Raw genomic sequence first — 26,263 nt, 5'->3', positions numbered from 1 at the left:
GATGCCTGCTATCCCCATGGAGCATGGTCTGGCGGTTGCCGGCATCCTGTTCTGCCTCGGTCTGGTCGGCCTGATGGTCCGCCGCAACATCCTCTTCGTGCTGATGAGCCTGGAGGTCATGATGAATGCCTCCGCTTTGGCGTTCATCGTTGCCGGTAGCCGCTGGGCGCAGCCGGATGGACAGATCATGTTCATCCTGGTGATCAGCCTGGCAGCCGCCGAGGCCAGTATTGGCCTGGCGATCCTGCTGCAACTGTATCGCCGCTTCCACACGCTCGATATCGACGCTGCCAGTGAGATGCGCGGATGAATCTTCTCTATCTGACTTTCCTGTTCCCTCTCATCGGTTTCCTGCTGCTGTCGTTTTCACGCGGCCGCCTCTCGGAAAACCTGTCGGCACTGATCGGCGTCGGTTCAGTCGGCTTGTCTGCCATCGTCGCGGCTTACGTGATCTGGCAATTCAACGTCGCGCCACCGGAAGGCGGTCACTACACCCAGGTGTTGTGGCAGTGGATGGCGGTGGAAGGCTTCAAGCCGAACTTCGCCCTGTACCTGGATGGTCTGTCCCTGACCATGCTGGGTGTGGTGGTTGGCGTCGGCTTCCTGATCCACCTGTTCGCTTCCTGGTACATGCGCGGTGAAGACGGCTACTCGCGTTTCTTCGCGTACACCAACCTGTTTATCGCCAGCATGCTGTTCCTGGTGCTGGGCGATAACCTGCTGTTCCTGTACTTCGGCTGGGAAGGCGTGGGCCTGTGCTCGTACCTGTTGATCGGTTTCTACTACAGCAACCGCAACAACGGCAACGCGGCACTCAAGGCCTTCATCGTGACCCGTATCGGTGACGTGTTCATGGCCATCGGCCTGTTCATCCTGTTTGCCCAACTGGGCACGCTGAATGTCCAGGAACTGCTGGTGCTGGCACCGCAGAAGTTCCAGGCCGGCAATATCTGGATGGTCCTGGCCACCCTGATGCTGCTGGGCGGCGCTGTCGGTAAATCGGCGCAACTGCCGCTGCAAACCTGGCTGGCGGACGCGATGGCCGGCCCTACTCCGGTTTCGGCACTGATCCACGCCGCAACCATGGTGACCGCGGGTGTCTACCTGATCGCCCGTACCCACGGCCTGTTCACCCTGGCGCCGGAAATCCTGCATCTCGTGGGAATCGTCGGCGGTGTGACCCTGGTCCTGGCCGGTTTTGCTGCACTGGTTCAGACCGACATCAAGCGTATCCTCGCTTACTCGACCATGAGCCAGATCGGCTACATGTTCCTGGCCCTGGGCGTTGGTGCCTGGGATGGCGCGATCTTCCACCTGATGACCCACGCCTTCTTCAAGGCCCTGCTGTTCCTTGCTTCCGGTGCGGTGATCGTTGCCTGCCACCACGAGCAGGACATCTTCAAGATGGGCGGTCTGTGGAAGAAACTGCCACTGGCCTACGCCAGCTTCATCGTCGGCGGCGCGGCCCTGGCGGCCCTGCCTCTGGTAACCGCAGGCTTCTACTCCAAGGACGAAATCCTCTGGGAAGCGTTCGCCAGCGGCAACCACGGTCTGCTGTATGCGGGCCTGGTCGGCGCATTCATGACCTCGCTGTACACCTTCCGCCTGATCTTCATCGCGTTCCACGGTGAAGCGAAGACCGAAGCCCATGCCGGTCACGGCATCGCCCACTGGCTGCCACTGTCGGTGCTGATCGTATTGTCCACCGCCATCGGTGCGATGATCGTTCCACCGCTGCACGGCGTACTGCCGGAAAGCGTCGGCCATGCCGGCGGCGAAGCCAAGCACAGCCTGGAAATCGCCTCGGGCGCCATCGCCCTGTCCGGTATCCTGCTGGCCGCGCTGCTGTTCCTCGGCAAGCGTCGCTTCGTGACCGCCATCGCCAACAGCGGCATCGGCCGTATCCTGTCGGCCTGGTGGTTCGCTGCCTGGGGCTTCGACTGGATCTACGACAAACTGTTCGTCAAGCCATACCTGGCGATCAACCACATCCTGCGCAAAGACCCGCTGGACCAGACCATCGGTCTGATCCCGCGTATGGCCAAAGGCGGTCACACCGCCCTGAGCCGTACCGAGACCGGTCAACTGCGTTGGTACGCCGCCTCGATGGCTGCTGGTGCCGTGCTGGTTATCGGCGCCGTCGTGCTGGTAGCGGTCTGATATGAACCTTGCGAACTTGCGAAAGGAATTGAGCCCGTCATGATTCTGCCTTGGCTAATCCTGATCCCCTTCATCGGCGGCCTGCTGTGCTGGATGGGTGAGCGCTTCGGCGCCACCCTCCCCCGCTGGATTGCGCTGATCACCATGTCCCTGCTGCTCTCCCTCGGCCTCTGGCTGTGGGCCAACGGTGACTATTCATTTGCTCCGGCACCGGGTGCCGATCCGACCTGGGCGCTTGAGTTCAAGCACGTCTGGATCCAGCGCTTCGGCATCAACGTGCACCTGGCCCTCGACGGCCTGTCGCTGCTGATGATCATGCTGACCGGCCTGCTGGGTGTCCTCTCGGTACTCTGCTCGTGGAAAGAGATCCAGCGTCACGTTGGCTTCTTCCACCTGAACCTGATGTGGATCCTGGGCGGTGTTGTCGGCGTGTTCCTCGCCCTCGACCTGTTCATGTTCTTCTTCTTCTGGGAAATGATGCTGGTGCCGATGTACTTCCTCATCGCGCTCTGGGGTCACAGTTCTTCGGACGGCAAGAAAACCCGGATCTACGCGGCGACCAAGTTCTTCATCTTCACTCAGGCTTCCGGCCTGATCATGCTGGTGGCGATCCTGGGTCTGGTACTGGTCAACTTCAACGACACCGGCGTGATTACCTTCAACTACGCCGACCTGTTGAAGACCAAGATGTCGACGACCACCGAGTACATCCTGATGCTCGGCTTCTTCATCGCCTTCGCCGTGAAGCTGCCAGTGGTGCCGTTCCACTCCTGGTTGCCTGACGCTCACGCCCAGGCACCGACCGCAGGTTCCGTCGACCTCGCCGGTATCTTGCTGAAGACAGCGGCCTACGGCCTGTTGCGTTTCGCCCTGCCGCTGTTCCCGAACGCTTCGGCCGAGTTCGCACCGTTCGCCATGACCCTGGGTCTGATCGGGATTTTCTACGGTGCGTTCCTGGCGTTCGCGCAAACCGACATCAAGCGTCTGATTGCCTTCTCGTCCGTTTCCCACATGGGCTTCGTACTGATCGGCATCTACTCCGGCAGCCAACTGGCACTGCAGGGCGCTGTAATGCAAATGCTGGCGCACGGTCTGTCGGCCGCGGCACTCTTTATCCTGAGTGGCCAGTTGTACGAACGCACCCACACCCGCGACATGCGCGAGATGGGTGGCCTGTGGTCGAAAATCGCTTACCTGCCGGCTCTCAGCCTGTTCTTCGCAGCCGCGTCGCTGGGCCTGCCGAGTACCGGTAACTTCGTCGGTGAGTTCCTGATCCTGATCGGCACCTTCCCGATTGCCCCGTGGGTCACCATCATCGCGACGTCCGGCCTGGTGTTCGGTTCGGTCTACTCGCTGATCATGATCCACCGCGCCTACTTCGGCCCGGCCAAATCGGACGTGGTGCTGCACGGCATGGACGGTCGCGAAATGATCATGGTGGTCGGTCTGGCAGCGCTGCTGATCTACATCGGCGTCTACCCGCAACCGTTCCTCGATACCTCTGCCGCTACGATGCATGGCGTGCAGCAGTGGCTCGGCACCGCCTTCACTCAACTCGCTTCGGCCCGGTAAGAGCGCTATGGAATTCACGACTCAACACTTTATCGCGCTAGCGCCGCTGTTGATTACCAGCGCCACGATCATCGTGGTGATGCTGGCAATTGCCTGGCGCCGCAACCACTCCCAGACCTTCCTGCTGTCGGTGGCGGGTCTGAACCTGGCGTTGCTGTCGATCCTGCCAGCCTTGAAGGTCGCGCCATTGGCTGTGACCCCACTGCTGCAAATCGATAGTTTCGCTTGCTTGTACATGGCGCTGATCCTGGTCGCCACCCTCGCTTGTGTGACCCTTGCCCACGCCTACCTCGGCGATGGCGGCACGGGTTACCCGGGCAACCGTGAAGAACTGTACCTGCTGATCCTGATGGCCGCCGCCGGTGGCCTGGTGCTGGTCAGCGCACAGCACCTGGCCGGGTTGTTCGTCGGTCTGGAACTGCTGTCGGTGCCGGTCTACGGTCTGGTGGCTTATGCCTTCTTCAACAAGCGCTCGCTGGAAGCCGGTATCAAGTACATGGTGCTGTCGGCGGCCGGTTCCGCGTTCCTGTTGTTCGGTATGGCCCTGCTCTACGCTGACGCCGGCTCCCTGAGCTTCGTCGGCATCGGCCAGGCGCTGGCGGCTACCGGTCTGCCAAGCTCGCTTGCGCAACTGGGCCTGGGCATGATGCTGATCGGCCTGGCGTTCAAGCTGTCGCTGGTACCCTTCCACCTCTGGACTCCGGACGTTTACGAAGGTGCCCCGGCGCCGGTTGCCGCGTTCCTGGCGACCGCTTCCAAAGTGGCTGTGTTCGCAGTGATGGTGCGCCTGTTCCAGATCTCCCCTGCTGCGAGCAGCGGCGTGCTGAGCAACGTGCTGACCATCATCGCCATCGCGTCGATCCTGTTCGGTAACCTGCTGGCCCTGACCCAGAGCAACCTCAAGCGTCTGCTGGGTTACTCGTCCATCGCCCACTTCGGTTACCTGCTGATCGCCCTGGTGGCGAGCAAGGGCCTGGCCGTGGAAGCCATCGGCGTGTACCTGGTCACCTACGTGATCACCAGCCTCGGCGCGTTCGGCGTGATCACCCTGATGTCCTCGCCATACAAAGGCCGTGACGCAGACGCCCTGTACGAATACCGCGGCCTGTTCTGGCGCCGTCCGTACCTGACTGCCGTGCTGACCGTGATGATGCTGTCCCTGGCCGGTATCCCGCTGACCGCGGGCTTCATCGGCAAGTTCTACATCATCGCCACCGGCGTCGAGTCGCATCAGTGGTGGCTGGTCGGCTCCCTGGTACTGGGCAGTGCCATCGGCGTGTTCTACTACCTGCGAGTGATGGTCACCCTGTACCTGATCGAGCCAAACCTGCGCCGCGTCGACGCTCAACTGCACTGGGAACAGAAGGCAGGCGGCGTGATGCTGCTGGCCATCGCGGTGCTGGCGTTCTTCCTCGGCCTGTACCCACAACCGCTGTTGAACCTGGTTCAACAGTCGGGCCTGGCGGGTTGATCGCATAGCGATACCCGGTAGTAAACAGAAACGGCACCTTCGGGTGCCGTTTTTGCGTTTGTGGGATTTGTTACCAGCACGCTCCCCTCCTCCGACAATCCCCGAAAGCTCTCGCCGTATTACCCGCCTCGTCCTACATCAAGATCGAGCACTCGGTTTTATCTTTAATGACTGCTGGATCGAGAAACCAATACGAGAGCGAACAATGAACCGTGACATCTTTTCCGAACTGGCTCCCGCCATCCCTCAGAAACCACGCATTTTTGCCCTCCGTGAATATTCTGGCTATATTTGTCCAGAATATTCACGGAGGGAAATCATGATCGTCGTTCCGTTGGCCGAAGCAAAAAACAATCTATCCAAACTCGTTGATGACGCAGCCGCTGGACAGATCATCACGATTGCCAAACACGGTCGGGCTCTCGCACGGCTGGTGCCGGTGGGGAAAACCTGCGGCCAGCGCATCGGAACGATGAAAGGCAAACTTGTACTTCCCGATGATTTCGACGCGCCACTGTCGGACGACATGTTCGATATTTTTGAAGGCGCTCACGAATGAGGCTTCTGCTCGACACGCACATTTTGCTCTGGACACTCAGTGATGATCCCAGACTTTCCGGCAAAGCCAGAAAGCTCATCGAGAACGCTGCCGACATATATGTCAGCGCAGCGTCATTCTGGGAGATGGCGATCAAGATCGGATTGGGAAAGCTGAACGTTGATCTGGAGGAAATCCGGCAGTACAGCCTCGAAAGCGGGTTCATCGAATTGCCCGTAACTTCCGAGCATGCCATTGCCGTGAAAGACCTCGAACATCATCATCGTGACCCGTTCGACCGCCTCATTGTTGCAACAGCCATGACTGAACCCATGAAACTGCTGACCGCCGACCCATTGGTTGCCAGGTACACGGATTTGGCTGTTTTGGTCTGATTGGTTCAAAACACCACAAATGATGAATGTTTCTGTGAGTGATTTTGCTCGGCTGGAGAACTTTGTTATCTGGAGTGGCCTCTTCGCTGGCAAGCCAGCTCCTGCACGAGACCGCGTCTGAGTCGAAAATGAAGTGACCTCCAAACCATTGCGCAATAAAAAAGCCCACCATCGGTATTCGATGACGGGCTGGTTCCAGTGCGACACGCTTACAAGTCTTTGGTCTTGTCGTCCTTTTTTTCATTCAAGACGACGGGGGTACGCGCCTGTTCCTTCGCGACAAACTTCTCCACCGAGCGGTCATTGGCCGCCATCATTTTTTCGAACGTCTTGTCACCGCCACCTTCTGCCAAAACAACAGAAGACATCACCAACGCCGCTACAAACGCACTCAGTTCTGCAAGTTTCATGTTTGATTCCTCGTTTAATTGACTAACGAGGTCAAGGTAACAATCCGAACCTTTCATGACAGTGGCGCGCAAATTACATATCCGTTATGTAGCCTGAAAGGTATCTGTGGCGAGGGAGCTTGCTCCCGCGGGGTCGCTTGCTCGCGAAAGCGGTCCATCGGGCACAAAGTAAAACGGCACCTTTCGGTGCCGTTCGCCTTTCACACTCCCAAACAGTTACTTACGCGCATCCGCCCACGATTTGAGCAACTCGTTGTAGCTCACCGTTTCGCCCTTCGGCTTTTCGTTGGCCAGTTTCGGCTTCGGTGCACCCGGCTGATCGAACCAGTATTGCGCATCGCGCTCGGGGTTCATTTTCGGTGCGCAGGTGGCTTGGGCTTTCGAACGCTCCAGACGAGTCATGATTGCATCCTGATCCTTGGCCAGACCGTCCAGTGCCTGTTGCGGGGTCTTGTCGCCGCTGGCGGCTTCGGCGCTGTAGCTCCACCACAGTTGCGCCAGACGCGGATAATCCGGCACATTGGTCCGAAGAAAAAGGGGACGGATTTATTTTGCGGTTAAAACGGGCGTCTAAATGGCGCCCGTTCCCTTCTCCACTTTCCCTCTGCTATTCAATTATTCCGAAGAATTTTCCGCAGAGAAGGACCACGCAAAATCCAACGATTGAATAGGCAAGCATCCGATTGGGAATAGCAACTAGTCGTTGAAGGGATAGTGGGAGGCGAGCGATGTCTTTTATCGCACCTGGATCACTTGTCGACAAAAATTTATCACTCAATAAAAGCATGGTCGATATGTGGGATAAGCGACTGTAACGACCATATACGCCGTCTCCCAACACTCGACGATTCCGACCGACAAAGTAGGAATCCAACAAGAAAGACTCAAGTTTGTCCAGTTCGAACAAACTGATATATATCCGCACCAACACACCAAGAAGGGCCAAGATGAAACATGAGATCAATGTAGCGATGCAGAGAATCTCAAGGTCGCTTAGTGGTTTGGACAAGGTTGTGCATAGCCACTCGAAACTGTGCCAAAGCAGCAACAGACCACTGACTACAAGAGCGGCCCGTAATATGTGTCCAGGGATATTCACCCATTTTTTCAGATGCTCCGGAATCATCTCGGCCTCCATGAACGCCCATGGATCCAGCATATGGTGAAGCGAAGAACGGCCTGTTAATGCTCCTATCAGCCTTACCCTGTTCATCCGCCCAAAGGGTCCATTCCCTTTTCTATCTCGATTGAAGCGAACATGGGAGACAGTGAAGTGATCTTCCATTTGATCAAGACGAAAATAGGCAGCAAACAACAGGATCGCCCGACTAACTAGAGCAAGGAAAAATACAACAACCCATGCTATTAAGTAGATGAGTTCAAGATGGGGCGTAGTCACCGATACTCCTTCACGTTTATTGAAATCAAAGTTCTAAAGCGCGCATATCCACCACCGCTGTTTAGCCTGGTACAGCATCGAATCTGGCGGGTTGATCGCTTAGCGACACTCGGTAGTGAACAGAAACGGCACCTTCGGGTGCCGTTTTTGCGTTTGGTGCTTCAATGACAACTGGGCTATCGAGTTATCTGAGTTTCAATAACAGGTATGCGACCCCCATCCAGACCACAGTAATGATCATCATCGATACATAAATGACCAAAAGACGTTTCAGACGAGGAGGAAAGTTTTCGATATCCGTAGAATCCAGTCTGCCATAGCGGATGTCCGCTTTCGGCCACACCACTATCCCGGCGATTACAGAGATCAGAACAAAGCCTCCGAACCAGCCTCGATTCCGCCATGCGGGACCCCAGATGTATATGAAGCGACAACTTTTCAAGGCTCCCATTATGGCGTCCAGGTGACGTCGACTTAGGTACAGGCAGTATCCGATACTCATAAAAGCCAACAGGATCGGGCCACCAGTCACAATAATCGCTACCCAAGGAGTCCAAGCGTCGAGGCTAGTCATGGCTGTGTTGCTTCAAATATTTTCTCTCCAAATACTTCACCTAAGGCTCCACCCCCCTCTGTCCCTCCCCATGCTCCAACCCCTACCAACGCCGCAAAACAAACAACTCCCCCAACGACATGGCGAGATCCCAGCGCCGCGCAAACAGAACGACCAGCCCACGGGACAACTGCCCCGCCTGCTATCCCACCGCCAGTGGCCCCGATAAATTTCCCTCCCTCCGTGAGCTTGACCTTCTCACAAGCGGCGCCTGAGTCTCCAATGCAGACCTCCTGAACAGCCAGCAACGAAGAAACCCCGCCAATCCCGATACCGATGTACCCACCTGCACTCATGTACTTGGCTGCACGACTGATCGCATTCACATGAGTGGCATACCCCGGTATCTGCCCCGGCGCACCCGCCTTGTCCCAGCGATGCACGAGGCTGCGGCTGGAAATGCCAAGCGCCGTCTTCAGCTTGGAGAGGGAGCGCCCCAGAAATCACTCCAAAGTCATCAACCCATATGCAATCAATCCCCAAACAGCAATACCAACCAGCATCACTGCTTTGATTTTCAGAAGGCGCTTTAGATGAGGGGGAAAGTTATTAATATCCTCGGGATCCAATTCACCAATGCGGATTGAAGCCCTTGGCATCGTCACCATCCCGGCGATTTTTGCTATCAGCAGGAAGCCCCCAAACCACCCCAGCTTTCTCAAGCCTGGCCCCCAAGTGTGGACATAACGACTATTTTTCAAAGCCTCAAGCATGGCGTCAAGGTAACGCCATCTGAGGTACAGACTGTATGCACTACTTGCAATGGCCAGAAAAATCGGACCGGCCAAAAGCCAAAAAGCTAGCCAGGACATCCAAAAATCCTTTCCCATCATGGCTGGGTTTTTTCGTACAAAATTTCACCCATTAACTCACCGCCATCACCCATGTAAGTCGATCCCACCCATGCTCCAGCACCTATCAAAGTCGCGGCGCAGACAATTCCCCCAACTCCTGTAGAGACGCCAAGCGCCAGACAGATAGGTCCACTCACATATTTACCTATCTCTACACCCGCAACGCCACCAAAGGTGGACCCGACAAACTTTCCTCCCTCTGTAAACCTCACCTTCTCGCAAGCGGCTTTTGAGTCGCTAGTACATACCGCCTGAATACTCAGTAACGAAGAAATTCCGCCTATTCCAATTCCGATATACCCTCCCGCCTGCATGTACTTCGCCGCGCGACTCGTCGCATCCACATGAGTGGCATATCCGGGTATCTGACCCGGAGCGCCGGCCTTGTCCCAACGATGCACAAGGCTGCGGCTGGAAATGCCAAGCGCCGTCTTCAGCTTGGGATGATCGCCCAAGGTCGTCTGGCCACGCAGTCGAGTGGAGTTCAGCAGGTGCGCATCCAGTTGCGCGAGCAAGCGTTGTCTATCGGCGAAGAACTGAGGTGATCTGAGATGGCCGTGTTGACGATAGCTGTCCTGATGCAAACGCTCCATCGCTTGTAGAGTGTCGCGCAGGCTGGTCAGATGCTTTTCCATCACCGCCGCGCTGACGCCAAGCCAAGTCGAGGTGTCGCCGATAAAACCAGCGATTTCCGCCGCGTGACGGTGCATAAACTCGGCCTCGTCCGGCGTCAGAGGATCAATGGCAGCGTTAACCTGTTGCGCAGCCTGCATCAGTTGGGCTTCTTGATAGGTACAGGAGGTGTTGTTCGGATCGCTGAGCACAATTAGCGAGCCGGCTTTGATATTGTCTGACGCCGGGTTGAGTGCCCGAAACTTGCTCATCACCGCCGGATCCGGCGTGGCGAATAGCGTCGCCTCCAACGCTTCGCGGGTCATGCTTTTGGGCACTACATAAAAACCCGGTTCTTGGGGCTCCGGACGGGCGAATATTGCAGGTGCGGGAGAGTTCGAAGAGGCGAAACCGGAAGGACGTGACGCTATCGGTTGACTGGTTGCAGCACTGGAAACTGGTTGCACAGCGCTCCTGCCCGCTCGCGGTGCGGAGTTGGCGCTTTGATAGGTTGCCCCAAATACCGAGGGGATCAATTGAGCCTTGCAGGGGCAATTGCTATAGCTATAGCTATAGCTATAGCTATCCAGCGTGCCCGCTATGGCCGCGCCATGACTGATCATGTACGAGATGCCGCCGACAATCCTGTAAGTCTTGCCATCCTTGCCACAGGTGACCCGATCACCTTCGCGGGCATGGAGGATGCCGAACATAATAATTCCGTCATGGCCATCCAGGACCGTACCGCCACAGGTGGTCTTGTCATGCAGGCCAATGAAATGTCCTTCGTTCATTGATGTTCCTCCTGCTTGACGGAGGGCAGAAAATCCTCGGCCTTCGGGACACCTTCACGCCCCACCAATAAAAAACCGCCCTGCAATGTGTTGATGATCTCGTCGCCATTGCAAAGCCGGCTGCCGACCAGCGCCGCATGGTCAAAGTCTTGGCCCGCGCCCGTGACGATCTGCGCCGTACGCCCATCCGGGTACAAGACGCAATCGCCTTTCTGTGCCGCGCGCACTTTCTGGCCGTCTCCTAACGTGAACTCGAAGGGCGACGTCGCTTGCTGGATTACTCCACCATCACGGGTTTGACTGCCTTCGGTTGCTAACCGATAAACGGCGCGAGCGGGATGAGCAACTATGTAAGCTTGCTGCTGGCGAACAACCGCCAGAGTTTCGTCGCAACATTTCGCAAGTCGCTCTTCCGTGAAGTGTTGGGCGTCCAGGTTACGGAGAAATTCAGGAGAGACTTCGTTGGTATACAAGCTGTGCAGAGGTGCATTCATTTGAGAAACCTTCTTCCGGGAATGGCGTTCAGAAATAATGCGGCGGACGCTAACAGCGTCGCGACTCCTCCGGCAGGGCCATCTGAACGATTAGGAAGTTTCGTCAAAAGGAAATGTCTTTTTCCTACAGCATCCTTCAAAGGAGCCTTTGTAGAGAAATGCAAGTTCGTTTTGTGGTTCCAACACAAACAAAAACGGCACCTTACGGTGCCGTTCGCCTTTCACACTCCCAAACAGTTATTTACGCGCATCCGCCCACGATTTGAGCAGTTCGTTGTAGCTCACCGTTTCGCCTTTCGGCTTTTCGTTCGCCAGTTTCGGCTTCGGTGCGCCCGGCTGATCGAACCAGTATTGCGCATCGCGCTCGGGGTTCATTTTCGGCGCGCAGGTGGCTTGCGCTTTCGAACGTTCCAGACGGGTCATGATTGCGTCCTGATCCTTGGCCAGTCCGTCCAGTGCCTGTTGCGGGGTCTTGTCGCCGCTGGCGGCTTCGGCGATGTGGCTCCACCACAGTTGCGCCAGACGCGGATAATCCGGCACGTTGGTCCCGGTCGGGGTCCATTGCACACGGGCCGGGCTGCGATAAAACTCCACCAGGCCACCGAGTTTCGGTGCCAGGTCGGTCATGGCTTGCGAGTTGATGTCCGACTCGCGGATCGGGGTCAGGCCGACGATGGTTTTCTTCAGCGATACGGTTTTCGAGGTCACGAACTGCGCGTAAAGCCAGGCCGCCAGTTTCTGCTTCTCGGGCGTGGACTTCATGAAGGTCCAGGAGCCCACGTCCTGGTAGCCCAGCTTCATGCCCTCTTCCCAGTACGGGCCACGCGGCGACGGCGCCATGCGCCATTTCGGCGTGCCGTCGGCGTTCATCACCGCCAGGCCCGGTTTGGTCATGTCGGCGGTAAAGGCGGTGTACCAGAAAATCTGCTGGGCGATGCTGCCCTGGGATGGCACCGGACCCGATTCGGAGAAGGTCATGCCCGCCGCTTCCGGTGGCGCGTACTTCTTCAGCCAGTCGACGTACTTGGTGGTGGCGAACACCGCCGCCGGACCGTTGGTATCGCCGCCGCGGGTCACGCTGGAACCCACCGGGTGGCAGTCCTCGACACGAATGCCCCACTCGTCGACCGGCAAGCCGTTGGGGATGCCCTTGTCGCCGCCACCGGCCATGGAGAACCAGGCATCGGTGAAGCGCCAGCCCAGGGACGGGTCTTTCTTGCCGTAGTCCATGTGCCCGTAGACGCGCTTGCCGTCGATTTCCTTGACGTCTTCGCTGAAGAATTTCGCGATGTCTTCATAGGCCGACCAGTTCACCGGCACGCCCAACTCATAGCCGTACTTTTCCTTGAACTTGGCCTTGAGGTCCGCGCGCTCGAACCAGTCGGCGCGGAACCAATAGAGGTTGGCGAACTGTTGGTCGGGCAGTTGATAGAGCTTGCCGTCGGGCGCGGTGGTGAAGGAAAGGCCGATGAAATCCTTGAGGTCCAGGGTCGGCGAGGTGAAGTCCTTGCCCTCATTGGCCATCAGATCGGTGATCGCTTCGGTCTTGCCGTAGCGAAAGTGCGTACCGATCAGGTCCGAGTCGTTGACCCAGCCGTCATAGATGCTCTTGTCCGATTGCATCACCGTCTGCAGTTTTTCCACCACGTCGCCTTCCTGCAGCAGGTCGTGGGTGACTTTGATCCCGGTGATCTCGGTGAAGGCCTTGGCCAACACCTTGGACTCGTACTCGTGGGTGGCGATGGTTTCCGAGACGACCTTGATGTCCATCCCGCGGAACGGCTCGGCGGCCTTGATGAACCACTTCAATTCCGCCAGTTGCTGATCGGCCGTCAGGGTGGATGGCTTGAACTCGCTGCCAATCCATTTCTTCGCAGCGTCTTCATAGGCATCGGCCCAGGCCGCTGCGCTCAACCCGCTGAGTGCCAGCATGGCTGCCAATGAAATGCTATGTCGCAGCTTATTGTTTTTGTCGAACATAGAGACCTCCTGTATGGGATTTCGGAGCAACATTGCCGAGCGACTCGACTAGCCCCAACGCATCACAGCCAACAGCCACACCAGGGACAACGCGAAAGCGACCCAGATGCTCCAGTCGGTGACGCCGATTACCAGCAAATGCAGGTAGGCGCTGCCGAGAAGACCGATAAACAACCGATCGCCACGGGTGGTGGCAATCGGCAGGAAACCTCGCCGAAGCACGCTCGGCGAACGCAACTCCCAGGTGGTCATGCCCACCAGGATCAAGGCAATGACGCCGAAGAACGCCGTCGTGGGGACGGTCCAACTCATCCATTCCATCATCAGTTCCTCATACCCGGCCCAGGGCAAAGCCCTTGGCCACGTGGTTGCGAACAAACCAGATCACCAGCATGCCCGGCAGGATGGTCAACACCCCCGCCGCCGCCAGCACGCCCCAGTCGATACCGGATGCCGAGACAGTGCGGGTCATCACCGCTGCGATCGGTTTGGCGTTCACCGACGTCAGGGTGCGCGCCAACAGCAGTTCGACCCAGGAAAACATGAAGCAGAAGAACGCCGTGACGCCGATGCCGGAGCCGATCAGCGGGATGAAAATCTTCACGAAGAACTTGGGAAAGCTGTAGCCATCGATGTAGGCGGTCTCGTCGATTTCCTTGGGCACGCCGGACATGAAGCCTTCGAGGATCCACACCGCCAGCGGCACGTTGAACAGGCAGTGGGCCAAGGCCACGGCGATGTGGGTGTCGAACAACCCGATCGATGAATACAGCTGGAAGAACGGCAACAGGAACACCGCCGGTGGCGCCATGCGGTTGGTCAGCAGCCAGAAGAACAGGTGTTTGTCGCCGAGGAAGCGATAGCGCGAGAACGCATAGGCCGCCGGCAGTGCCACGCTCAGGGAAATGATCGTGTTCAGGCTCACGTAGTACAGCGAGTTGAGGTAGCCGGTGTACCAGCTCGGGTCGGTGAAGATCACCTTGTAGTTGTGGAAGGTGAAATCCTGCGGAAACAGCGTCAGGCCGCCGAGGATTTCGGTGTTACTCTTGAACGACATGTTCAGCAGCCAGTAGATGGGAACCAGCAGGAACAGGATGTAGAGCAGCAGGGGAATCACTTTCTTCATAGGGGTAGCCTCTTGCTCATGGCGGGCCTCAGCTGGCGTCAGAGTGAGTCATGGCGGTGTAGAACAGCCAGGACACCAACAGGATGATCAGGAAGTACACCAGCGAGAATGCCGCTGCCGGCCCCAGGTCGAATTGCCCTACGGCCATCTGGGTCAGGGTCTGGCTGAGGAAGGTCGTGGCATTGCCCGGACCGCCGCCGGTGAGTACGAACGGCTCGGTGTAGATCATGAAACTGTCCATGAACCGCAGCATCACGGCGATCAGCAGTACGCTCTTGAGCTTGGGCAACTGGATATGCCGGAACACCGCCCAGGCCGAGGCACGGTCGATCCGCGCCGCCTGGTAATACACATCCGGAATCGCCCGCAACCCGGAGAAGCACAACAGCGCCACTAACGAAGTCCAGTGCCAGACGTCCATCACCAGCACGGTGACCCAGGCGTCCATGGTGCTCGCCGCATAGTTGTAGCTGATGCCCATGGCATTGAGGCTCGAACCGAGCAGGCCGATATCGGCGCGGCCGAAGATCTGCCAGATGGTGCCGACCACGTTCCACGGGATCAGCAACGGGATCGCCAGCACGATCAACACCACCGAAGACCAGCGGCCCTTGGTCGGCATGGTCAGGGCTATGGCGATGCCCAAAGGGATTTCGATCAGCAGCACACAGGCGGAATAGATGAACTGACGCAGCAGCGAGTCATGCAGCCTCGGGTCGAGCAGTACCTGCTTGTACCAGTCGGCGCCGACGAAATAGCGGCTGGACTGGTCGAAAATGTCCTGCACCGAATAGTTGACCACGGTCATCATCGGGATCACCGCACTGAATGCCACCAGCAGGAACACCGGCAGCACCAGCCACCAGGCCTTGTTGTTCTGCACCTTGTTCATGGCTGTGCCTCTTTTTTGTTGGCAGACGCTTCATTAATGCTTTGGGTTTCCAGGAGAAATTCGTCGGCGTAGACCATCAGCCATTGCGCCGGAAAACTGATGAAGGCCGTGCCTTGCGGCACTGCTTTGTCTTCGGCCAGGCGCACCTTCAGCGGCACGCCATCGAGGTTGAGGGTCATGATCTTGTAGGTGCCCAGGTCTTCGACGTGTACGACCTGTGCCCGCAGCGCGTCATCAAAGGCTTCGTCCCACACATGGACGAACTCCGGACGAATGCCGACTTTCAGGGTTTTCCATTCGGATTCGGCGATGCGCTGTTGCATGGCCGCGGACAGCGGCAGGTGAGTCGAGGCGAACCCGACGCCACCCGGCTGCGGCTGCACCTCGATCAGGTTCATCCCCGGGCTGCCAATGAAGTAGCCGACAAAGGTATGGCTCGGCCGCTCGAACAACTCCCTTGGCGTGCCGAACTGCACGATCTGCCCGCCGTACATCACCGCGATCTTGTCGGCGAAGGTCGAGGCCTCCAGTTGATCGTGAGTGACGTAGACCATGGTGATGTTGAACTGCTCGTGGATCTGCTTGAGCTTGCGCCGCAGTTTCCACTTCAGGTGCGGGTCGATCACCGTCAGTGGCTCGTCGAACAGGATCGCCGACACGTCATCGCGCACCAGCCCACGGCCCATGGAGACTTTCTGTTTTTCGTCGGCGGTGAGGTTGCGAGCCTTTTTGCTCAGCAGATTCTGAAGGTCGAGGACTTCGGCAATTTCCTGCACCTTGGTGTGAATTTTCGCTTCGGCCATGCCCTGGTTACGCAAGGGGAAGGCCAGGTTGTCGAACACCGTCATGGTGTCGTAGACCACCGGGAACTGGAAAACCTGGGCAATGTTGCGCTTCTCCGGGGTCAGGTTGTTGACCGCTTTGCCGTCGAACAGCACATGGCCCTGGGACGGGCTGAGCAGCCCGGAAATGATGTTGAGCAAGGTCGACTTGCCACAGCCCGATGGACCGAGCAACGCGTAGGCGCCACCCTGCTCCCAAATGTGGTCCATCTCGCGGATCGCGTAGTCCTCAGGTCCCACCGGGGTCCTGGTGTAGCTGTGGGCGAGGTTCTGCAAACGGATTTCGGCCATCAGGCAACCCTCGCGACACGCCGGCCCGGCGCCTGTACCAGCCGCCCCTGCGTATCGAACACAAACAGTTTATGGGTCGGGATGTAGATGCGGATTGGCGCATCGACGTCGTATTCGTGGACACCGGGCAAGTGCAGCACCAGCAGGAAATGCTCGTTGCGCACGTGCAGGAAGGTTTCCGAACCGCTGATCTCGGCCACCTCGACGGTCACCGCCAGTTCGAGGTCATCGTCGTTGCTCGGCACCAGCGAGATATGGCTGGGCCGCACGCCGAAGCGAAACTCGCCCTCGCCCACCGGACGCAAGTCGACGTTCAACGGAAAGTGCACGAAGTTGGCGAAACTCACTTCGTTGCCGACAATGCGTCCCGGCATCAGGTTGATCGGCGGCTCAGAGAACAGCTCCGCCGCCAGCACCGATTGCGGTTGGTGATAGACCGAGGAAGACTGGCCACTCTGGATCACCCGGCCTTCGTGAAGAATGGTCGTGGTGCCCCCCAGGGCCAGGGCTTCGTTGGGTTCGGTGGTGGCGTAGATCGCGATGGTATGGTGCGCCTTGAACAACTCGCGCATTTCCTGACGCAGCTCTTCGCGCAACTTGTAGTCGAGGTTGACCAGCGGCTCGTCGAACAGGATCAGCTCGGCATCCTTGACCAGCGCCCGGGCCATGGCCGTGCGTTGCTGCTGGCCGCCGGAGAGTTCGAGGGGATGGCGCTGGAGGAATTTCTCGATGCGCAACATCTTCGCGGTTTCCAGCACCTTGCTCTGGATCAGCTCGTTGGATACGCCGGCCTGGCGCAGCGGCGAGGCGATGTTCTCGAAGACGGTCATGGTCGGGTAATTGATGAACTGCTGATAAACCATCGACACGTTGCGCAAGCGCACCGGGCGTTGGGTGACGTCGACGCCATTCATCAGGATGCGACCGCTGTCGGGCTTGTCCAGCCCGGCCATCAAGCGCATCAGGCTGGTTTTGCCGGACAGCGTGCGCCCGAGCAAAACGTTGAAGGAACCGGGTTCGAAACTCAGGTTGGCATCGTCGATCCAGGTCTGGCCCTCGACGGTGCGGCTGACATGCTCCAGGGTTAATGACATGGCTCGGCCTTTTTTTATTTTTGGAATCAAGCGACCGGAGCTGTATAGCGACATTTGTGCCAGAAAATGCAAACGATTGATTCAGTTTGAAATTCTTGAAAATGACTACGGAGTCACGTTCGTTGCTGAACACAAATGAACAACCGCGACTGAACAACTGAACACTTCAACGGTTGACAATGAACATTAGTGAACAACACTCTACAGACCGTTTTCCGGCCCTTGTAGGAGCGAGCTCGCTCGCGATGGAGGTGAGGTCGCCTCGTTCCTTCAGGCAGCCCGCGCCATCGTTAGCGTCCATCGCGAGCATGCTCGCTCCTACAGAGTTGTATGTCGTTGATATATCCATAACAACAATAAAAGCGTTAACCAGAGGCTGACTTGAATGGCCGTACCTGCCCCCGCGTTATCCCACGACGCCATCATCCAGGACTCCTGGTCCCGCTGTCGCGCATTCGGCCTCGACCATCAGAGCACGCCGGCCTTCGACCAGTTGCCGGCCGAGGGCATCGCGCAACTGCTGGAGAGCCAGCATTCACTGGTGCAAACCACCCATCAGGAAGTGCTGCCGTATTACGAGAACATCCTGAGCAATTCCAATTGCCTGATCATGCTCGCCGACCATCAGGGCCAAGTGCTCACGTCATGGGGAACACAGCGCTTCATCGAACCCAAACTGGCCCGGGGTTTCAGCGCCGGCGCCAGCTGGATGGAACGCTGCACCGGGACCAATGCCATTGGCACCGCCCTGGCCTGTGAACAAGCCGTGCACATTGAGCACGACGAACATTTCCTCAAGGCCAACCGCTTCATGACCGGTTCCGCCGCGCCGATTTTCGATGCCGAGCGTAAGGTGATCGCGGTGCTGGACGTGTCCAGTGACAGCTATCTGCCGCCATCCCACACCTTGGGCATGGTCAAGATGATGAGCCAGACCGTGGAAAACCGGCTGATCCTCAACCTGTTCCATGGCCAACATTTCCAACTGACCTTCAATACCGGCCTGAACAACCTCGACAGCCAATGGGCCGGCCTGCTGATTTTCGATGAAACCGGTCAGGTGCTGTCGGCCAACCGCCGGGCCGACAATCTGCTGGGCATCAGCCTGTCGCGGGTCAGTGTCGAGAGCCTGTTCAAGGTCTCGTTGCTGGAATTGTTGAATCAACCCGAAGGCCTGCCCTTCTCCCTGCAAGCCTCGGGACGCAATCGCTTCCAGTGCCTGCTGAAACGGCCGAAGCAGGTTCCGATCCAGCCGCGGCTATTTTCTGAAAACAAGAGCGCCGAACCTGCCGTGGCAATCCCGACACCGGCGGTGATCAGCCTCAACACCCTGCACTTCGGCGACAGCCGCGTGGAAAAAGCCGTGCGCCAGGCCGAACGCCTGCTGGAAAAAGACATCCCGTTGTTGATCCACGGCGAAACCGGGGTCGGCAAGGAAGTGTTCGTCAAAGCCCTGCACCAGGCCAGCTCGCGCAGCAAACAAGCGTTCATCGCGGTCAACTGCGCAGCGATTCCCGCCGAACTGGTGGAATCCGAGTTGTTCGGCTACGAGAAAGGCGCGTTCACTGGGGCCAACCAGAAAGGCAGTATCGGGCTGATCCGCAAGGCCGACAAAGGCACACTGTTCCTCGACGAAATCGGCGACATGCCGCTGCCGACCCAGGCCCGTCTGCTGCGCGTGTTGCAGGAGCGTTGTGTGCAGCCGGTGGGCAGCAGCGAGTTGTTCCCGGTGGACCTGCGGATTATCTCCGCCACCAACCGTTCACTGCGCGAACAGGTGCAACTGGGACGTTTCCGCGAGGATTTGTACTACCGTATCGGCGGATTGACCCTGGAGTTGCCACCGCTGCGCTTGCGCAGCGACAAGCAGGCGCTGTTCAAACGTCTTTGGGAGCAGCATCGAGAGCCGAGTCAGTGGGCCGGTTTGAGCCGTGAGGTGCTGGAGTTGTTCGACCGACATCCGTGGCCGGGCAACCTGCGTCAGGTCAGCAGCGTGATTCAGGTGGCGCTGGCCATGGCCGAGGAACAACCGGTGCGGCCGGAGCATTTGCCGGATGACTTTTTTGTCGATCTGGAGATGGAGCCCGTGGAGACGCAGGAGCCGCTGGCGGTTGATCTTGATGATGCCGAGGAGTTGAACCGGCAGTTACAGGCGGTTGGGGGGAATATTTCCCATTTGGCGCGCAGGCTCGGAGTAAGCCGTAATACCCTTTACAAGCGACTGCGCCAGGTGGAATGACGAGTGATCGGCACTGGCGATGTTCGGTTTGAGGCCATTCGCGAGCAAGCCCGCTCCCACATTTGATCTGTGGTGTGTCTGAGTTTTCAGTACGACACAAATCCAATGTGGGAGCGGGCTTGCTCGCGAAGGCGCCAGCACTGCTGGAACAGCATTTTCCGCCATTCCCAAAAACAAAAACCCGCACAAGGCGGGTTTTGTTTTCAAGCACTACAGCTGTCAGTCAGCCAGACGCCAGGTCGTGCCGCCCTTGCCGTCTTCCAGCACCACACCCATGGCGGTGAGCTGGTCGCGGATGCGGTCGGATTCGGCCCAGTCCTTGCCGGCACGTGCCGCCAGACGCGCTGCAATCAGCGCCTCGACTTGCGCGGCATCCACCCGCCCTTCGGCACCGGCCTGCAGGAAGTCATCGGCTTCCAGCTGCAACACACCCAGCACGCTGGCCAGTTCTTTCAAACGGGCTGCCAGACCGGCCGCTGCGTTCAGATCGCTCTCGCGCAGGCGGTTGATCTCGCGGACCATCTCGAACAGCACCGCGCAGGCTTCCGGCGTACCGAAGTCGTCGTTCATCACCTGGGTGAAGCGCTCGACGAAGGCTTCGCCGCCAGCCGGAGCCACGTTCGGCAGGCCTTTCAACGCGTGGTAGAAACGCTCCAGGGCGCCCTTGGCGTCCTTGAGGTTGTCTTCCGAGTAGTTGATGGCGCTGCGATAGTGGCTCGACACCAGCAGGTAACGCACGACTTCCGGGTGGTACTTGTCGAGCACGTCGCGGATGGTGAAGAAGTTGTTCAAGGACTTGGACATCTTCTCGCCATTGATACGGATCATGCCGCAATGCATCCACGCGTTGGCGTAGGTCTTGCCGGTGGCCGCTTCGCTCTGGGCGATTTCGTTTTCGTGGTGCGGGAACTCAAGGTCGCTGCCGCCGCCATGAATGTCGAAAGTCTCGCCCAGGCAGCAGGTGGACATCACCGAGCACTCGATGTGCCAGCCCGGACGTCCGGCGCCCCACGGCGATTCCCAGCTCGGCTCGCCAGGCTTGGCGGCTTTCCACAGCACGAAGTCCAGCGGGTCCTGTTTCGACTCGTCGACTTCGATGCGGGCGCCGATGCGCAGGTCTTCGATCTTCTTGCGCGACAGCTTGCCGTAGCCCATGAACTTGCCGACGCGGTAGTACACGTCGCCATTGCCCGGGGCGTAGGCGTAACCCTTGTCGATCAGGGTCTGGATCATCGCGTGCATGCCCGGGATGTGGTCCGTGGCACGCGGCTCCATGTCCGGCTTCTTGATGTTCAGGCGCGCTTCATCTTCGTGCATCGCCGCGATCATGCGCTCGGTCAAGGCTTCGAACGACTCGCCGTTCTCGTTGGCCCGATTGATGATCTTGTCGTCAATGTCGGTGATATTGCGTACATAAGTCAGATCGTAGCCGCTAAAGCGCAGCCAGCGCGTCACCAGGTCGAAGGCGACCATGCTGCGGCCGTGGCCCAGGTGGCAGTAGTCGTACACGGTCATGCCGCACACGTACATGCGCACCTTGTTGCCATCGAGCGGCTTGAAGACTTCTTTGCTCTTGGTGAGCGTGTTGTAAATCGTAAGCACGTTAACTTCCTTGAATCACTGGCCCCACGAATCACGCAGGGTCACGGTACGGTTGAATACCGGCTGACCTGGTTTCGAGTCCTTGAGATCGGCTACGAAGTAACCTTCGCGCTCGAACTGGAAACGGTCTTCCGGCTGTGCGTTGCCCAGCGAAGGCTCGGCACGACAACCGGTGAGTACCTGCAGCGAGTCAGGGTTGATGTTGTCCAGGAAACTGGCGCTGTCTTCGGCCTTCTCCGGGTTCGCAGAACGGAACAGACGATCGTACAGACGCACTTCGCACTCGACGCTGGCGGCGGCCGGCACCCAGTGGATCACGCCTTTGACCTTGCGGCCTTCCGGGTTCTTGCCCAGGGTGTCCGGATCGTACGAGCAGCGCAGTTCGACGATGTTGCCATCGGCGTCCTTGATCGCTTCGTCGGCACGGATCACGTAGCTGCCACGCAGACGCACTTCACCGGCCGGTTCCAGGCGCTTGTAGCCCTTCGGCGGCTCTTCCATGAAGTCTTCACGGTCGATGTAGATTTCACGGGCGAATGGCAACGCGCGCACGCCCATGTCTTCTTTCGGGTGGCACGGCAGCTCGAGGTTCTCGACCTGGCCTTCCGGGTAGTTGGTGATCACGACTTTCAGCGGACGCAGCACGCACATGGCACGCGGGGCGCTGTGGTCGAGGTCGTCGCGGATGCTGAATTCGAGCATGCCGAAGTCGACCACGCCGTCGGAACGGTTGGTGCCGATCATTTCGCAGAAGTTGCGGATCGATTTCGGCGTGTAGCCACGGCGGCGGAAACCCGACAGCGTGGACATGCGCGGGTCGTCCCAGCCGTTGACGTGCTTTTCATCGACCAGCTGCTTGAGCTTGCGCTTGCTGGTGATGGTGTAGTTCAGGTTCAGGCGGCTGAACTCGTACTGGCGCGGGTTGGCCGGTACCGGCAGGTTGTCGAGGAACCACTCGTACAGCGGACGGTGGCTTTCGAACTCCAGGGTGCAGATCGAGTGAGTGATGCCTTCGATGGCGTCCGACTGACCGTGGGTGAAGTCGTAGTTCGGGTAGATGCACCACTTGTCGCCGGTCTGGTGGTGGTGAGCGTGGCGGATGCGATACATGATCGGGTCGCGCAGGTTCATGTTCGGCGAGGCCATGTCGATCTTGGCCCGCAGCACGCGTGCGCCGTCCTTGAACTCGCCGGCCTTCATGCGGGCGAACAGGTCGAGGTTCTCTTCCACCGAACGGTCGCGGAACGGGCTGTTCTTGCCAGGTTCAGTCAGGGTGCCACGGTATTCCCTGGCCTGCTCAGGGGTCAGGTCATCGACGTAGGCCTTGCCGGACTTGATCAGTTCGACGGCCCAGTCGTGCAACTGGTCGAAATACTGCGAGGCGTAGCGCACTTCACCGGACCACTCGAAGCCCAGCCATTTGACGTCGCTTTCAATCGCGTCGATGTATTCCTGGTCTTCCTTGGCCGGGTTGGTGTCGTCGAAACGCAGGTGCGTGACGCCGCCGAACTCCTGGGCGAGACCGAAGTTCACACAGATCGACTTGGCGTGACCGATGTGCAGGTAGCCGTTGGGTTCAGGCGGGAAACGGGTGACGATTTGCGTGTGCTTGCCCGAGTCCAGGTCTGCCTGGATGATCGGCCGCAGGAAGTTGACCGGCACGGCAGGGCCGGTCTTGGCATTCGAGGTAGGGTCGACAGTGGGCTTGCTCATAGGATCCTTGAACGTACAGGTGCATGGCCGTAATGAAGGCCGGACAAAACAAAGCCGCTATCATAGCCGATGCTGTCAAGGCCCTGACAGAGCGCGCTCTGTAAACCGTCGCATTTAATAGGCCGTAAATGAAAAAACAGCCTCGAAATTCGTGCCTGTCACGCTAAACTGCGCACCTTGGCCGAGACAGGCTGAACCGGTTGCGGGATCGAATGTCCCAAAACCACGAATTCCTCAAGTGAGTAACGATCATGACCCAAGTCAAACTGACTACCAACTTCGGCGACATCGTCCTCGAACTGAACGCCGAAAAAGCCCCGATCACCGTGGCCAACTTCGTCGAGTACGTTAAAGCCGGTCACTACGAAAACACTGTTTTCCACCGTGTCATCGGTAACTTCATGATCCAGGGCGGCGGTTTCGAGCCAGGCATGAAAGAAAAGAAAGACAAGCGTCCAAGCATCCAGAACGAAGCTGACAACGGTCTTTCCAACGACAAATACACCATCGCCATGGCCCGCACCATGGAGCCGCATTCGGCTTCCGCCCAGTTCTTCATCAACGTGGCGGACAACAGCTTCCTGAACCACAGCGGCAAGAACGTTCAAGGCTGGGGCTACGCGGTATTCGGTAAAGTGACCGCCGGCACCGACGTTGTCGACAAGATCAAAGGCGTGGCCACCACTTCCAAGGCCGGCCACCAGGACGTACCGGCAGACGACGTGATCATCGAGAAAGCCGAGATCATTGAGTGATACTGCTGATTTCAGACTTGCATCTGGAAGAGGAGCGCCCGGACATCACCCGGGCGTTTCTGGATTTGCTCGCCGGACGCGCCCGCTCGGCGAGTGCGTTGTACATTCTGGGCGACTTCTTCGAGGTGTGGATTGGCGACGACGCCATGACCCCCTTCCAGCGTTCCATCTGCCAGGCCCTGCGCGACCTCAGCGACAGCGGCACGGCCATTTTCCTGATGCACGGCAATCGCGACTTCATGCTCGGCAAGGCGTTCTGCAAAGAAGCCGGCTGCACATTGTTGAAGGATCCGAGTGTCGTGCAACTCAACGGCGAGCCGGTGCTGCTGATGCACGGCGACAGCCTCTGCACCCGCGACGAAAGCTATATGAAGCTGCGGCGCTACCTGCGCAACCCGATCACCCTGTTCATCCTGCGGCATCTACCGCTGCGCACCCGGCACAAACTGGCGCGCAAGCTGCGCAGTGAAAGCCGTGCGCAAACACGGATGAAGGCCAATGACATCGTCGATGTCACGCCCGAAGAGATTCCGCGGATCATGCAGCAGTTCGGGGTGAAAACCTTGATCCACGGGCATACCCACCGTCCCGCGATTCACAAGTTGCAGCTTGGCGAACAGGCGGCCCGACGCATTGTGCTGGGGGATTGGGATCGTCAGGGGTGGGCGTTGCAGGTCGACGAACAAGGGTTTGCCCTGGCGCCGTTCGATTTCGCCCCGCCACCGCAATTGGCCGCACCTACAAACTGACTGCCAAACACAAAACCTTGTAGGAGCGAGCCTGCTCGCGATGGACGTTAACGGTAACGCGTATTTCCTGACTAATCGCGCTGCCCTGAAGTCCATCGCGAGCAGGCTCGCTCCTACAGTGGTTGTGTGGTGTTTAGTGGCCCGCAGAAGTCGCTGGCCCGGCCTTGGCGGTAAACGGCGGCTTGGCCAGCCACACAATCAGGATCAGCCCCAGGAACATCCAGCCCAGCAAGGTGAAGTAATCCACCGTGGACATGATGTACGCCTGGCTGATCACCGTCTGCTCCAGCTGCGTGTAAGCCTTGGCCCCTGCCCCGCCCAGTTGGGTCAGCGCTTCGCGGGTCGCCGGATCGAACGGGGTGATGCTTTCGGTCAGATAGGCATGGTGTTGATCGGCCCGGCGAATCCAGATCCAAGTGGTCAACGACGCCGCGAAACTGCCGCCCAGGGTCCGCAAAAACGTCGCCAGCCCGGAACCGTCGGCAATCTGGCTCGGTGGCAGGTCCGACAGCAGGATGGTCAGCGTCGGCATGAAGAACAGCGCCACGCCGATCCCCATGAACAACTGCACCAGCGCGATGTGCTGAAAGTCCACTTCATTGGTGAACCCGGCGCGCATGAAGCAGCTCAGGCCGATGGCCAGGAACGCCCCGCCTGCCAGCACGCGCATGTCGAAACGCGGCGCGTACTTGCCGACAAACGGCGACAACAGTACCGGCAGGATCCCCAGCGGCGCCACGGCGAATCCGGCCCAGGTCGCGGTGTAGCCCAGTCGCGTCTGCAACCACTGCGGCAGGATCAGGTTGATCCCGAAGAACCCGGCATACCCCAGAATCAGCACGATGGTGCCGTAACGGAAGTTGCGATGGGCGAACAGGCGCAGGTTGACCACCGGATGCTCGTCGGTCATTTCCCAGATCACGAAGAACGCCAGGGCCACCACTGAAATCACCGAACCGATCACGATGAAGCTGGACTCGAACCAGTCGGCATCGTTGCCCTTGTCGAGCACGATCTGCAGGGCCCCGACGCCGATGATCAGCGCGATCAACCCGACGTAATCCATCGGTTGGCGGCTGGTGACCACCGGGCGCTTTTTCATCTGTTGCGTCACCACCCAGGCCGCGAACAGTCCGATCGGCACGTTGATGAAGAAAATCCATGGCCAGCTGTAACTGTCAGTGATCCAGCCGCCGAGGATCGGCCCGGCAATCGGCGCGACCACCGTGACCATCGCCAGCAACGCCAGGGCCATGCCCCGTTTCGCCGGGGGGTAAACAGCGATCAGCAGGGTCTGGGTCATTGGGTACAGCGGCCCGGCTACAACCCCTTGCAGCACCCGGAAGCCCACCAGCTCGGGCATGGACGTGGAAATCCCGCACAAAAACGAGGCCAGCACAAACAGCAATGTTGCCCAGACAAACAGCTTCACCTCGCCAAAACGACGACTGAGCCAACCGGTCAGCGGCAAGGCGATGGCGTTGCTCACCGCAAACGAGGTGATCACCCAGGTGCCCTGCTCCGAACTCACGCCCAGATTACCGGAGATCGTTGGCAACGCCACATTGGCGATGGTGGTGTCGAGCACTTGCATGAAGGTCGCCAGCGACAGGCCGATGGTGCTGAGCAACAGGCTGGGCGGTGTGAAAGACGCGTTATTGCTCATCG

23 protein-coding genes and 1 pseudogene are annotated in these 26,263 nt (G+C 58.6%); 9 read left to right on the top strand and 15 right to left on the bottom strand.

Features of this window, described 5'->3' with window-relative positions; translation table 11 throughout:
* Nucleotide 1 precedes the first annotated feature (1 nt).
* From nuoK to ACEN8Q_RS02430, 6 genes are all read left to right on the top strand, one after another.
* Nucleotides 2-310: an NADH-quinone oxidoreductase subunit NuoK gene (gene nuoK, locus ACEN8Q_RS02455; RefSeq protein ID WP_007946416.1), complete on the top strand. Its 309-nt coding sequence runs from the start codon at nt 2-4 to the stop codon at nt 308-310.
* Complete coding sequence (gene nuoL, locus ACEN8Q_RS02450) at nt 307-2,160, top strand: NADH-quinone oxidoreductase subunit L (protein WP_008020702.1); 1,854 nt, start codon at nt 307-309, stop codon at nt 2,158-2,160. Before nuoK ends, nuoL begins: the two co-directional genes overlap by 4 nt.
* Nucleotides 2,161-2,199: 39 nt before the next feature.
* Entirely contained in the window at nt 2,200-3,732 is a 1,533-nt protein-coding gene (gene nuoM / locus ACEN8Q_RS02445; RefSeq protein ID WP_111287961.1) for an NADH-quinone oxidoreductase subunit M, read from the top strand.
* Nucleotides 3,733-3,739: 7 nt separating this feature from the next.
* On the top strand, nt 3,740-5,203 hold the full coding sequence (nuoN, locus tag ACEN8Q_RS02440; RefSeq protein ID WP_008020698.1) for an NADH-quinone oxidoreductase subunit NuoN: 1,464 nt from the start codon (nt 3,740-3,742) through the stop codon (nt 5,201-5,203).
* A gap of 205 nt (nt 5,204-5,408) precedes the next feature.
* The gene (locus tag ACEN8Q_RS02435) at nt 5,409-5,762 is read left to right on the top strand and encodes a type II toxin-antitoxin system Phd/YefM family antitoxin (RefSeq protein WP_413704438.1); all 354 of its coding nucleotides are present in this window, start codon (nt 5,409-5,411) and stop codon (nt 5,760-5,762) included.
* On the top strand, nt 5,759-6,136 hold the full coding sequence (locus tag ACEN8Q_RS02430; protein WP_413704437.1) for a type II toxin-antitoxin system VapC family toxin: 378 nt from the start codon (nt 5,759-5,761) through the stop codon (nt 6,134-6,136). Before ACEN8Q_RS02435 ends, ACEN8Q_RS02430 begins: the two co-directional genes overlap by 4 nt.
* 209 nt (nt 6,137-6,345) lie before the next feature.
* Here ACEN8Q_RS02430 and ACEN8Q_RS02425 read toward each other — a convergent pair whose 3' ends face one another.
* The 12 genes and pseudogenes from ACEN8Q_RS02425 to ACEN8Q_RS02370 form a co-directional block, all read right to left on the bottom strand.
* Nucleotides 6,346-6,546 carry a co-regulatory protein PtrA N-terminal domain-containing protein gene (locus ACEN8Q_RS02425; RefSeq protein WP_413704436.1) on the bottom strand — a complete coding sequence of 67 codons (201 nt, stop codon included), beginning with the start codon at nt 6,544-6,546 and terminating at the stop codon, nt 6,346-6,348.
* 216 nt (nt 6,547-6,762) lie between these two features.
* A pseudogene (locus ACEN8Q_RS02420) lies at nt 6,763-7,071 on the bottom strand (carbohydrate ABC transporter substrate-binding protein); the annotation flags it as partial.
* Between the two features lie 82 nt (nt 7,072-7,153).
* A complete protein-coding gene (locus tag ACEN8Q_RS02415; protein ID WP_413704435.1) occupies nt 7,154-7,945 on the bottom strand; it encodes a hypothetical protein in 792 nt (263 codons plus the stop codon).
* A 1,056-nt stretch (nt 7,946-9,001) separates the two neighbouring features.
* Entirely contained in the window at nt 9,002-9,370 is a 369-nt protein-coding gene (locus tag ACEN8Q_RS02410) for a hypothetical protein (protein WP_413704434.1), read from the bottom strand.
* Nucleotides 9,371-9,387: 17 nt separating this feature from the next.
* Nucleotides 9,388-10,818, bottom strand: a complete 1,431-nt coding sequence (locus ACEN8Q_RS02405) for a PAAR domain-containing protein (protein ID WP_413704433.1) — start codon at nt 10,816-10,818, stop codon at nt 9,388-9,390.
* On the bottom strand, nt 10,815-11,312 hold the full coding sequence (locus tag ACEN8Q_RS02400) for a hypothetical protein (RefSeq protein ID WP_413704432.1): 498 nt from the start codon (nt 11,310-11,312) through the stop codon (nt 10,815-10,817). Before ACEN8Q_RS02400 ends, ACEN8Q_RS02405 begins: the two co-directional genes overlap by 4 nt.
* A gap of 237 nt (nt 11,313-11,549) precedes the next feature.
* Nucleotides 11,550-13,292: an ABC transporter substrate-binding protein gene (locus ACEN8Q_RS02395; protein ID WP_322616743.1), complete on the bottom strand. Its 1,743-nt coding sequence runs from the start codon at nt 13,290-13,292 to the stop codon at nt 11,550-11,552.
* A 48-nt stretch (nt 13,293-13,340) separates the two neighbouring features.
* A complete protein-coding gene (locus ACEN8Q_RS02390) occupies nt 13,341-13,613 on the bottom strand; it encodes a DUF2160 domain-containing protein (protein WP_057399940.1) in 273 nt (90 codons plus the stop codon).
* Nucleotides 13,614-13,623: 10 nt separating this feature from the next.
* A complete protein-coding gene (locus tag ACEN8Q_RS02385; RefSeq protein WP_413426038.1) occupies nt 13,624-14,418 on the bottom strand; it encodes a carbohydrate ABC transporter permease in 795 nt (264 codons plus the stop codon).
* A gap of 28 nt (nt 14,419-14,446) precedes the next feature.
* The gene (locus ACEN8Q_RS02380) at nt 14,447-15,310 is read right to left on the bottom strand and encodes a carbohydrate ABC transporter permease (protein ID WP_413426040.1); all 864 of its coding nucleotides are present in this window, start codon (nt 15,308-15,310) and stop codon (nt 14,447-14,449) included.
* On the bottom strand, nt 15,307-16,443 hold the full coding sequence (locus ACEN8Q_RS02375; RefSeq protein WP_413426042.1) for an ABC transporter ATP-binding protein: 1,137 nt from the start codon (nt 16,441-16,443) through the stop codon (nt 15,307-15,309). The genes ACEN8Q_RS02380 and ACEN8Q_RS02375 overlap by 4 nt, the downstream gene beginning before the upstream one ends.
* Nucleotides 16,443-17,537 carry an ABC transporter ATP-binding protein gene (locus tag ACEN8Q_RS02370; protein ID WP_413426044.1) on the bottom strand — a complete coding sequence of 365 codons (1,095 nt, stop codon included), beginning with the start codon at nt 17,535-17,537 and terminating at the stop codon, nt 16,443-16,445. The genes ACEN8Q_RS02375 and ACEN8Q_RS02370 overlap by 1 nt, the downstream gene beginning before the upstream one ends.
* Before the next feature lie 385 nt (nt 17,538-17,922).
* On the opposite strand from ACEN8Q_RS02370, the gene ACEN8Q_RS02365 reads away from it, so the two are divergent.
* Complete coding sequence (locus tag ACEN8Q_RS02365) at nt 17,923-19,776, top strand: sigma-54-dependent Fis family transcriptional regulator (RefSeq protein ID WP_413426046.1); 1,854 nt, start codon at nt 17,923-17,925, stop codon at nt 19,774-19,776.
* Nucleotides 19,777-19,995: 219 nt separating this feature from the next.
* Here ACEN8Q_RS02365 and cysS read toward each other — a convergent pair whose 3' ends face one another.
* On the bottom strand, nt 19,996-21,378 hold the full coding sequence (gene cysS / locus ACEN8Q_RS02360) for a cysteine--tRNA ligase (protein ID WP_322616746.1): 1,383 nt from the start codon (nt 21,376-21,378) through the stop codon (nt 19,996-19,998).
* Between the two features lie 15 nt (nt 21,379-21,393).
* Nucleotides 21,394-23,091 (bottom strand): glutamine--tRNA ligase/YqeY domain fusion protein, encoded by a 1,698-nt coding sequence (locus tag ACEN8Q_RS02355; RefSeq protein ID WP_413426049.1) that lies wholly within the window; start codon nt 23,089-23,091, stop codon nt 21,394-21,396.
* 251 nt (nt 23,092-23,342) lie between these two features.
* On the opposite strand from ACEN8Q_RS02355, the gene ACEN8Q_RS02350 reads away from it, so the two are divergent.
* A complete protein-coding gene (locus ACEN8Q_RS02350) occupies nt 23,343-23,846 on the top strand; it encodes a peptidylprolyl isomerase (protein WP_008020681.1) in 504 nt (167 codons plus the stop codon).
* Entirely contained in the window at nt 23,843-24,595 is a 753-nt protein-coding gene (lpxH, locus tag ACEN8Q_RS02345) for a UDP-2,3-diacylglucosamine diphosphatase (RefSeq protein WP_413426051.1), read from the top strand. The genes ACEN8Q_RS02350 and lpxH overlap by 4 nt, the downstream gene beginning before the upstream one ends.
* Nucleotides 24,596-24,728: 133 nt before the next feature.
* On the opposite strand, the gene ACEN8Q_RS02340 is transcribed toward lpxH, so the two are convergent.
* Nucleotides 24,729-26,261: a DHA2 family efflux MFS transporter permease subunit gene (locus ACEN8Q_RS02340; protein ID WP_413426053.1), complete on the bottom strand. Its 1,533-nt coding sequence runs from the start codon at nt 26,259-26,261 to the stop codon at nt 24,729-24,731.
* Nucleotides 26,262-26,263: the final 2 nt, after the last annotated feature.

It is taken from the genome of Pseudomonas sp. Pseusp16 (genome assembly GCF_047324915.1).
GTDB lineage: Bacteria > Pseudomonadota > Gammaproteobacteria > Pseudomonadales > Pseudomonadaceae > Aquipseudomonas > Aquipseudomonas fluorescens_CD.
The sequence above is the reverse complement of the archived record's forward strand: the minus strand, read 5'-3'. Positions and strand labels throughout refer to the sequence as shown.